The sequence below is a fragment of the Arsenicibacter sp. R0_47 genome, from assembly GCF_057652235.1.
The window spans coordinates 183,202-191,605 of record NZ_JBYFCJ010000013.1 but is presented as its reverse complement, the minus strand read 5'-3'; the positions used below and the strand labels follow the sequence as shown (position 1 = coordinate 191,605).

General features: G+C 48.9%; 6 protein-coding genes. All 6 read left to right on the top strand.

From position 1 onward, the window contains the following. The first annotated feature begins 61 nt into the window (after positions 1-61). The 6 genes from AC23NW_RS20750 to AC23NW_RS20725 all read left to right on the top strand — a co-directional run bounded on the left by AC23NW_RS20750 (position 62) and on the right by AC23NW_RS20725 (position 8,358). Positions 62-3,097, top strand: a complete 3,036-nt coding sequence (locus tag AC23NW_RS20750; protein WP_487451738.1) for a leucine-rich repeat domain-containing protein — start codon at positions 62-64, stop codon at positions 3,095-3,097. Between the two features lie 230 nt (positions 3,098-3,327). Further along, positions 3,328-4,989 carry a carboxylesterase/lipase family protein gene (locus AC23NW_RS20745; protein ID WP_487451737.1) on the top strand — a complete coding sequence of 554 codons (1,662 nt, stop codon included), beginning with the start codon at positions 3,328-3,330 and terminating at the stop codon, positions 4,987-4,989. Between the two features lie 284 nt (positions 4,990-5,273). After that, entirely contained in the window at positions 5,274-6,413 is a 1,140-nt protein-coding gene (locus tag AC23NW_RS20740) for a sensor histidine kinase (protein WP_293835460.1), read from the top strand. Next, positions 6,410-7,192, top strand: a complete 783-nt coding sequence (locus tag AC23NW_RS20735; RefSeq protein ID WP_487451736.1) for a LytR/AlgR family response regulator transcription factor — start codon at positions 6,410-6,412, stop codon at positions 7,190-7,192. The genes AC23NW_RS20740 and AC23NW_RS20735 overlap by 4 nt, the downstream gene beginning before the upstream one ends. Before the next feature lie 164 nt (positions 7,193-7,356). Then, a complete protein-coding gene (locus tag AC23NW_RS20730; RefSeq protein ID WP_487451735.1) occupies positions 7,357-7,704 on the top strand; it encodes a LytTR family DNA-binding domain-containing protein in 348 nt (115 codons plus the stop codon). Between the two features lie 216 nt (positions 7,705-7,920). Further along, the gene (locus AC23NW_RS20725; RefSeq protein WP_293835468.1) at positions 7,921-8,358 is read left to right on the top strand and encodes an RrF2 family transcriptional regulator; all 438 of its coding nucleotides are present in this window, start codon (positions 7,921-7,923) and stop codon (positions 8,356-8,358) included. Positions 8,359-8,404: the final 46 nt, after the last annotated feature.

Sequence of the window (8,404 nt, the reverse complement as noted above, 5' to 3'; positions counted from 1 at the left end):
GGGCCGAACCGGTGCGCCGGAGCGGGTAGATCAAAATTCCTTAGCGTAATTCTTTGTCCCGTTGCTAAAAGAACCCCTGACTCATCTTAAAGGGTTGCCAATCCAGCATCTGGACATCGGATACGTACAGACTTTTTCGCAGGTGGCAGGGCTTACGAAACACGACAATACGGCATCTGTCAATCAGTTACCTGCATCGGTCAGGCAGCTGGGTTTTCTGAAAAAAATAACGCTCAATGCCCAAACTACCGACTGGCAACAGGCAGTCGGTGTCCTATCGGAGATGCCAACACTCAAAACAGTGGGTTTAACGCCGCTCTTTGGGTACAATAAACCTGAAAACAGGACCGTTCTGGTAGCCGGATTGAGCAAGTTAACGCAAATTGAAAAACTGATACTGCTCCTGTCTGATGAGATGCTGATTACAGCTGAGCTGGCTCAGCTGGTTCAGTTAAAAGCGTTGATTATTCAGGATAAAGGTTCAGCTATTGATGAGCCGGTCCGGCAACTGGGTGCGGCTATCGCACAGATGACCAATCTGGAAACGCTGGAGGCGTCGATGCGTTTGCTGAATAAAGGCGAGGCCCTTGCTAATCTGAAGAAACTAAAAAAGCTGAAAATCAGGGGATTCAACACAGGCGACAAACTGACAATTGATACACCGATTAATCTGAGTGGGCTCAAGGATCTGGAAGAGCTGAGTATCGACGGTGCCAACCTGAGTACCTGGCCGGAAGGAATCTGTACAATGCCGCGTCTGAAGTTGCTTAGTCTCCGGTCCAATAAACTATCCGGCGTTCCGGTGTGCCTGGGTAACCTGAAGCAACTGGAAACACTAGTGCTACAGAACAACATGCTTACACAATCACTGGCGCCGATCGGAGGGCTTGGTAAGCTGCAAACGCTGAATCTGTCTTCATGCCAGCTGGATACTCTTGTCGATTTTTTTGGTACGCTACCTGACCTGAAGCACCTCTATCTTGAGCAAAACCAGCTGAAAGCGCTGCCAAACTCAATTGGTCTCCTGACCGGTCTCCTGTCCCTGCATGTCTCTGGTAACCAGCTGAGCCGGTTACCACCCTTAATGAACGTAACCAAACTGGTACAGCTAAATGCAGGGAGAAACAAACTGACCGAAATTCCTCCCGGTATCAGCCGGGCAGTTAGTCTGACGTCGTTAATGGTAGGGGGAAACGAGCTTGTACAACTTCCGGAGGGACTCGCTGATTGCAAAAATATTGTTTCCCTCGATCTGTACTTCAATAAACTGACGCAGTTACCGGCCCGGCTCGGGAATCTGAAACGGCTAAAACGTCTTAACCTGAATTCGAATGCGATCACCATACTCCCGGAGAGTATCACCCAGCTGGATTCACTGGTTAGATTAGACATTTCACGGAACCAAATCGCAAAATTACCCGCCAGCGTCAGCCGGTGGAAAAACCTGCAGGAGTTTTTGGTACACCAAAACCCGATTCGCGAGCTTCCCGAGGATATTGGCTCGCTGACCCGCCTGACGAGTTTACACCTTGAAGATAATCCGGTTCAGACATTACCGGCATCTGTTGGCAACCTGACCGAATTGAGACACATCACGTTGACAAAATCAAACGTTCGTTTTCTGCCGGAGGAGATTGGAAAACTTAAAAAGCTGCGGGGACTGATGCTAATGGATAATGAGCTGATGGCGTTACCGGATCAGCTTGGTGACTGTCCGGAGCTGGAAACAATGATGCTTATCGGCAATAAATTAACAGGTTTGCCAAACAGTATCGGCCGGTTAAAAAAGTTGACTACGTTAACTATTCAGGGTCGGGAGACGAACCCTTTGCTGATAGAATCGCTGCCGGATAGTATCGTCAGGTGTTCAGCACTGGAACAGGTCAGACTGATGAGCCTGCCATCGTTAAATGCGAATGAGGCCTTTAAACAGTTGATCAGATTGCCGAAACTACGTGCGCTTTCTCTTTCACGAACACGGTTTGGGGAATGGCCGGAACTTGACTGGTCACAGATACAGGTAAAACAATTAGAACTCGATAACAATGCAATCACCAGTGTTCCGGCTGCGTTACTGGATGCCCCTAACCTGAATGTAATCGTTCTGCGGGGAAATCCGCTGCCCCAACTACTGGATGCCGGCTTTACCAGTAAAGACCAGCTTAGAATTGCGCTTGCCGAAACCGGACAGATTAAGCTGAACGTTTCAGGCAAAAAGGACTGGCCGCTGGCTAACGGATTTATGCAGTCATCCATGCGGAAGGCATCGCAGCGTGACTGGGCCGGCGCGGAAGCGGATATGGCGAAAGCCATTGAACTGGCACCCGATTCGGTGATTGCTGTTATACATGCACAACGGGCTGAGTTTTATTTCTTCAGGAAACAGTTCGGAGATGCCGTCACCGAATTCGACAAGGCCCTCAACAGGCTGCCGTTGCTGACTCAAAACAGCAATACGCTTAGTTTGAGTGAAATGACTGTTCCGCCTTACCATAAACTTAACCCTCTTTGGCTGAGTCGAAAAGCGATGGCATTGGGTCGGATGGGACAATTCGAAGCTGCCCGTACAGCAGCAGAACATGCCGCTAAGGCGTTTCCGGAAAAGGAGAAAATGAATCCGGTAGATGCCCTGATTGCCGGTATGATCTTTACGGAACTTGGCCGTTTCCAGCTGCTGACCAACCAGCGTTCTCAGGCAATATCTACCTTCAAAAATGCCATTTCCGCTTATGAGAAGCATATTATGCTTGATGCTGGTACACGATTGACGATGGTCGAATTATGCCTCATTACCGGTCAATACGACCGCTCGTTCACATTCCTTGATGCCCTTCCTGATTATCAGCGGTCTGGTGGCTACGCCTTGCTTCATGAATATCTCCGGCTTGCCACTGCTGTTTTGGCCGGCAAACAAACACCCGAAAAGGCCGGAGAAACCCTGGACCTGTTTATCAAAACAAAGGGTGGGCAAATTACCGGCTGGAGCTATGACCTGTTTGATACCTGGTTAAACGTTGCCGGCTTGCCGGAAGAAAAAGCCGGTGTGTTAAATGCGCTGACTTCATTGGTCAAAATCAGGTCAGTTATTTCAGAGTAATTCGTATGTGTATTACCGGTCTTATGTGCCGGTATTTTTTTGTTAATAATCCGCGCATTGGGTGGACCTTTAAAAAAATACCCCCTAATCATGTATTTCGTACAGCTATTATCGTCATTCACTCACGATTTAACGGCATTCACTCAGTGAATTATGCAATTATTTACGACAATAGTATAACTTGTCAATAATTCTGAACTACTTTTCCTGAACCTTACAATAGCCTGAAAATGAGCTCATCCAGACGTAATTTTCTACAAAAACTAGGGATTGGTGCCGCGTCGGTCAGTGTGTCAACCGCAGCCCTAGCCGGAACAACCCCAAAAAATAAAGCGCCGAAAGCGCCGGCAAATGATGGACAACTCCTGTTTGTAGGCGATAATGTTGCCATTGCCAATACTGAATATGGAAAAGTGCGCGGGTTTATCCTGAGGGGTGTTTACCAATACCTTGGCATTCCGTATGGTGCCGATACCTCGGGGAAAAACCGCTTTATGCCTCCGCAGAAACCGGCCCCCTGGTCAGATGTAAAACCTGCCTTATGGTGGGGCAATACCGCTCCCCAGATCATGGAAAAGCGTTATGCAAACGTCTATGCTTCCTTTGTCGACCACTGGAACTACGATGATGTCTCGGAAGACTGCCTGAAAATCAACGTCTGGACACCGGCTGTTGACAAACAAAAGCGGCCTGTAGTGGTCTGGTTGCATGGTGGCGGTTTTACAAACGGAAACGGCATTGAACAGGATGGTTATCACGGCGAAAATCTTGCCCGGCTGGGTAATCTGGTGTTCTGCTCGCTGAATCACCGGCTGGGCCCGCTGGGGTATACCGATTTAAAAGCAGCAGGCGGGCATCCGGCTTCCGGCAATGTCGGAAATCTGGACATGGTGGCAGCGCTCGAATGGGTAAAAAACAACATTGCTAACTTTGGCGGCGACCCGAACAACGTGACCATCATCGGTCAGTCGGGCGGAGGAGCCAAGGTTACCACCCTGATGAATATGCCGTCTGCAAAAGGCCTGTTTCACAAAGCTGTTGCGTTGAGCGGCAGTTCGCTGGCCGGTGTAAATCAGGAATATGCGGAAAAATTAGGGAAGAAAGTAGTGGAAGAAGCCGGTCTGAAACCGGGAGAGATTGATAAATTACAGCAGATTCCGTGGCGGGAATACATTGACATTGCCAATCGGGCGGTTGATAAAATGGCCGATGAAGCCAAAAAGCTGAATCTGGTACGCGGAGGATACTCGCCGGTCAGCGATGGCAACTACCTGGATAATGGTCCGTTTTTTGCCGACAAAAATCACTTCTCGGCGGACATTCCACTGATGATTTGCTCGACCTTCCATGAATTCAGCCCGAACCGGACCGACGCTACCCTCGAATCGGTCACCCTCGATGAGGTAAAAGAAAAAATCAAACCACGTTTCGGGGATAAATCGGCGGAAATCGTGGCGGCCTTCGCCAAAAATTTCCCGAAAGCGCGTCCTGTCGAAATCTGGGCACTGATTCTCTCAAACCGGAAGAATGCCATTGCCACCGCCGACGCTAAAGCCTCGCAGCAGAAAGCACCCGTATACCTGGCCTGGTTTGGCTGGCAGCCACCGCTCTTTGATGGCCGGATGCGCGCTTTCCACTGCGATGATATCTGTTTCTGGTTCTACAACACCGACCTCATGCTGACGCATACAGGCGGCGGCGCCCGCCCTCGGGCTCTATCAGCTAAAATGGCCGGTTCGTTTATCAATTTTGCGAAGACCGGGAATCCTAACGGTGGCGGCTTACCGAACTGGAAGCCATATTCGAGCCAATACGGTGAAACAATGGTGCTTGATGATGTGCCGGTGCTGGTGAATGACCCTGACCGTGAAGCCCGCAAATCGCTGGCGTAAACCTGTCGCATTACCTGATTCAGTCCCCATAAGCGCCTGTAGTGCACTCAGGAAACGGGTCCTGAGCAGCATGTTGAGAGGCTATTGAACATATTCTACGCCAGAATCGCTGTGAATGATTTGCTTAATGGTAAGCCGGAGACCACACGAAAGGGTGGTACCAAATGAAAGATTGCCTGATTCATACGTGAATCCCTCTGTTCGGGGGATTCACGTTATCTTTGTCATTGCAGCCGGTCTTTTAACCGGCCGGCTGCCTGATTTTTCACGACTTGTCCGTTTACATGGAATTTGTTCCCAACTCCGGCAAACTATCTATTCCTCAGAAAATGCGGTTGGCGGCAAGTGTATTTGCCGTTTACTGGCCGCTACGCCTTTATTTCAATATTGATCACTGGGAATGGAATTTTCTGCAGTATAAACAAATCTGGGTTATCTGGGCCATAGAAATCCCGCTTACAATTCTCTTTCTGGCGAGCTGGCTTGGATTTACGGAGTGGATTGAACGCCGGTTTCTCAAACGTCCGCTGCCTGATTTTCATATCGACGTAAAATGGCCCGTTCAGCTTCTCACACTGGTGGTTGCCGGAGCGCTGGCGATCATGTTTAATATCGGTTTTCACGCCTTGTTGCGCTCGACCAAAGCGTATCTGAGTGATAAAGACGTCAAGGCGGCCCCATTGACCAAAAAAGACCCGCCTCAGCTTGAATTTTATAAGGAACTCGAAAGAAGCCGGCGGACCAAAGGCAATAACGGCCTTACCGTGCTGGCGATGCTGATGGCGTTTTACCTGTCGGCCAACCGGCGCGGGGCCCGTGAACTGGCTCAGCTTCGGATCAACGCTGAACAACTGAAACGGGAAGCCACACAAACGCAGTTTGCTGCGCTCCGGAACCAGATTAATCCTCATTTTTTGTTTAACAGCCTCAGCATCCTGACCTCACTGGTGGATGTTGACCCTAAACTTTCGGTAAAGTTTATCAAGCAGCTTTCGAAGGTCTACCGCTACATTCTGGAACAGCAGGATGCCGAACGAATCAGTCTGAAAACGGAACTAACCTTTCTGGAATCATACAGTTTTCTGCTTAATATCCGGTTTGAAGGCAAGTTTCAGGTTGTCAATAACGTAGCGGTTCAGGATGCCGGCCGGTTTGCCATTGCGCCTTTAACACTCCAGCTGCTGGTTGAAAATGCGGTAAAACACAACCAGATGTCATCCGAAAATCCCCTGATTATTTCGATTGACACAGCACATGACTATCTGCTTGTCAGTAATCCGTTGCAACGCCGGCCGCAGGTAGAAGAATCAACCGGTGTTGGTCTGGAGAATATCACCAACAGGTACCGGCTTCTGACCGATCGCCGGGTGTCAATCGGGGAAGAAGATAACTGTTTTGTCATCAAACTACCGCTGCTGACATGAACGTAGTCATTATTGAAGACGAAATGCTCACCGCGCGGCGGCTGGAGAAGTTGCTGACTACGCTTGACCCGGCCATCCGCGTTATGACCAGGCTACAGTCCGTTGCCGGTGCTGTTGCCTGGTTAGGCAGTCAGCCTGCCGATGCATTGCCGGACCTTATTTTCATGGATATTCACCTTGAAGATGACATAGCCTTCCGGATTATTGACGAGCTCAAACTTACCGTTCCGATCATCTTTACAACCGCCTACGACAATTATGCCATACAGGCTTTCAAAGCCAACAGCATCGACTATCTGCTCAAACCGGTTGATGAAGATGAATTGTCCACTGCCATTGACAAGTTCAGGCAGCTGCGTTTACCGGCATCACGGCCGGCCGCACCTCAGCCGGACTATACCGCACTGATGAATTTGTTGCAAAAATCAGCTCCTGCGGATTTTAAGGACCGCTTCATGGTGAGTCTGGGTCCCAAAATCAACAGCATTCCCACAACGGACATTGCCTATTTTTTTTACGAAGACCGGTCAACCTGGCTCACGACACACGAAGGACAGCGATACCCGATTGAGTATAGCCTCGACAAGTTAATTACCATGCTTGATCCAAAGCATTTTTTCCGGGTCAACCGTGCGTTTTTGGTTGCACTGCCGGCCATCCGGAGTATTGTAACCTACTCGGCGTCTAAACTAAAACTCGAACTGAAACCGGCCACCCGTGAAGACGTGTTTGTAAGCGGCGACCGCATGACGGACTTCAAGGAATGGCTGGGAAAATGAGTTTTGCGTTCAGCCGTTGATTTTCGGCCTTTAGGCTCCATTTTCCGGCATTTGGCCACATTCTTTGGCGCATGTAGCGTATAGATTGCAAATTTGTTTACCTGCACAGTACCCGTGTTTGTGCAGATTGACACGTTTCCAGGTAACTATACTCAACCGCCTACATGCAAAGTATTCAGGTCCCATCCATAAAACAACGCTACCGTGAACTCCCTGTCTATTGTATTAAATACCTGACAGGTATGGAAAATTACAGCCGGATTTACTACATCTGGGGAAAACATGACATCAGTTCACGGACGCTGAAACACTATCATCAGGCATTACCCGGATTCATCCGCATCAGTAAATCGGTTTTGATTAATCCGGCATACTGCGATTTTAACCGCTTACCCAATCAGAAAAACCTTGATCTGTACATGGATGACGGCACCTGCTTCCAGATCAGCCGCCGGCGCTTTCAGCTCGTGGTACAACAATTACAGGAAACCGTACCGGCTTCTTTTGCCTGAAAACGCGTTTTAAACTGATTTTGCACAGGCTGCATATTGTGTACCGCTACGCATTATTTCCGTTCTCGCTTGCATTTATAGATTTTCATTCTCTACTTTGCCGGTAAACCATCCGGAGTTCAACTATTCCGGTAGCTAGTCAGCCCAGCGCTGACTAATTTTTGGCACCTAAAGTGCATATATTTTATAGACTTACAGTTCTAATACGCTACTACTATGATATCAAAGAAGGCAAAATATGCGCTGAAGGCCATGAAAGTGCTGGCAGAAGAGTTTGGGAAAGGGCCGGTCCTGATTAGCTTAATATCTGAACGCGAAAACATCCCAAAAAAATTTCTGGAAACCATACTGCTTGAACTCCGGAATCAGGGACTGCTACGGAGTCAGAAAGGCAAAGGGGGAGGCTATGCCCTGCGGCTTGATCCATCGGCGGTAAATCTGGCTCAGGTAATCCGGATAATTGACGGCCCGATCGCACCAACACCCTGTGTTTCAAAGCACTTTTATGTTCGCTGTGATGACTGTGAAGATGAAGAAACGTGTTCCATCAGACCCATTATGGCACAGGTACGTGATGCAAACCTTTCAGTTTACGAACAGCTGACTATCTCATCGCTCATTACAAAGCCGGATTCGGTGCATGCTCTTTATTAAGGCATCCGGGAGTTTCATGGTTAAGTTAATCAGCACAAGAACGGTC

Excerpts from the sequence above, each read along its gene's own strand:
- AC23NW_RS20740 (WP_293835460.1), top strand. The coding sequence starts at position 5,274 with ATGGAATTTGTTCCCAACTCCGGCAAACTATCTATTCCTCAGAAAATG.
- AC23NW_RS20745 (WP_487451737.1), top strand. The coding sequence starts at position 3,328 with ATGAGCTCATCCAGACGTAATTTTCTACAAAAACTAGGGATTGGTGCC.
- AC23NW_RS20730 (WP_487451735.1), top strand. The coding sequence starts at position 7,357 with ATGCAAAGTATTCAGGTCCCATCCATAAAACAACGCTACCGTGAACTC.
- AC23NW_RS20725 (WP_293835468.1), top strand. The coding sequence starts at position 7,921 with ATGATATCAAAGAAGGCAAAATATGCGCTGAAGGCCATGAAAGTGCTG.
- AC23NW_RS20735 (WP_487451736.1), top strand. The coding sequence starts at position 6,410 with ATGAACGTAGTCATTATTGAAGACGAAATGCTCACCGCGCGGCGGCTG.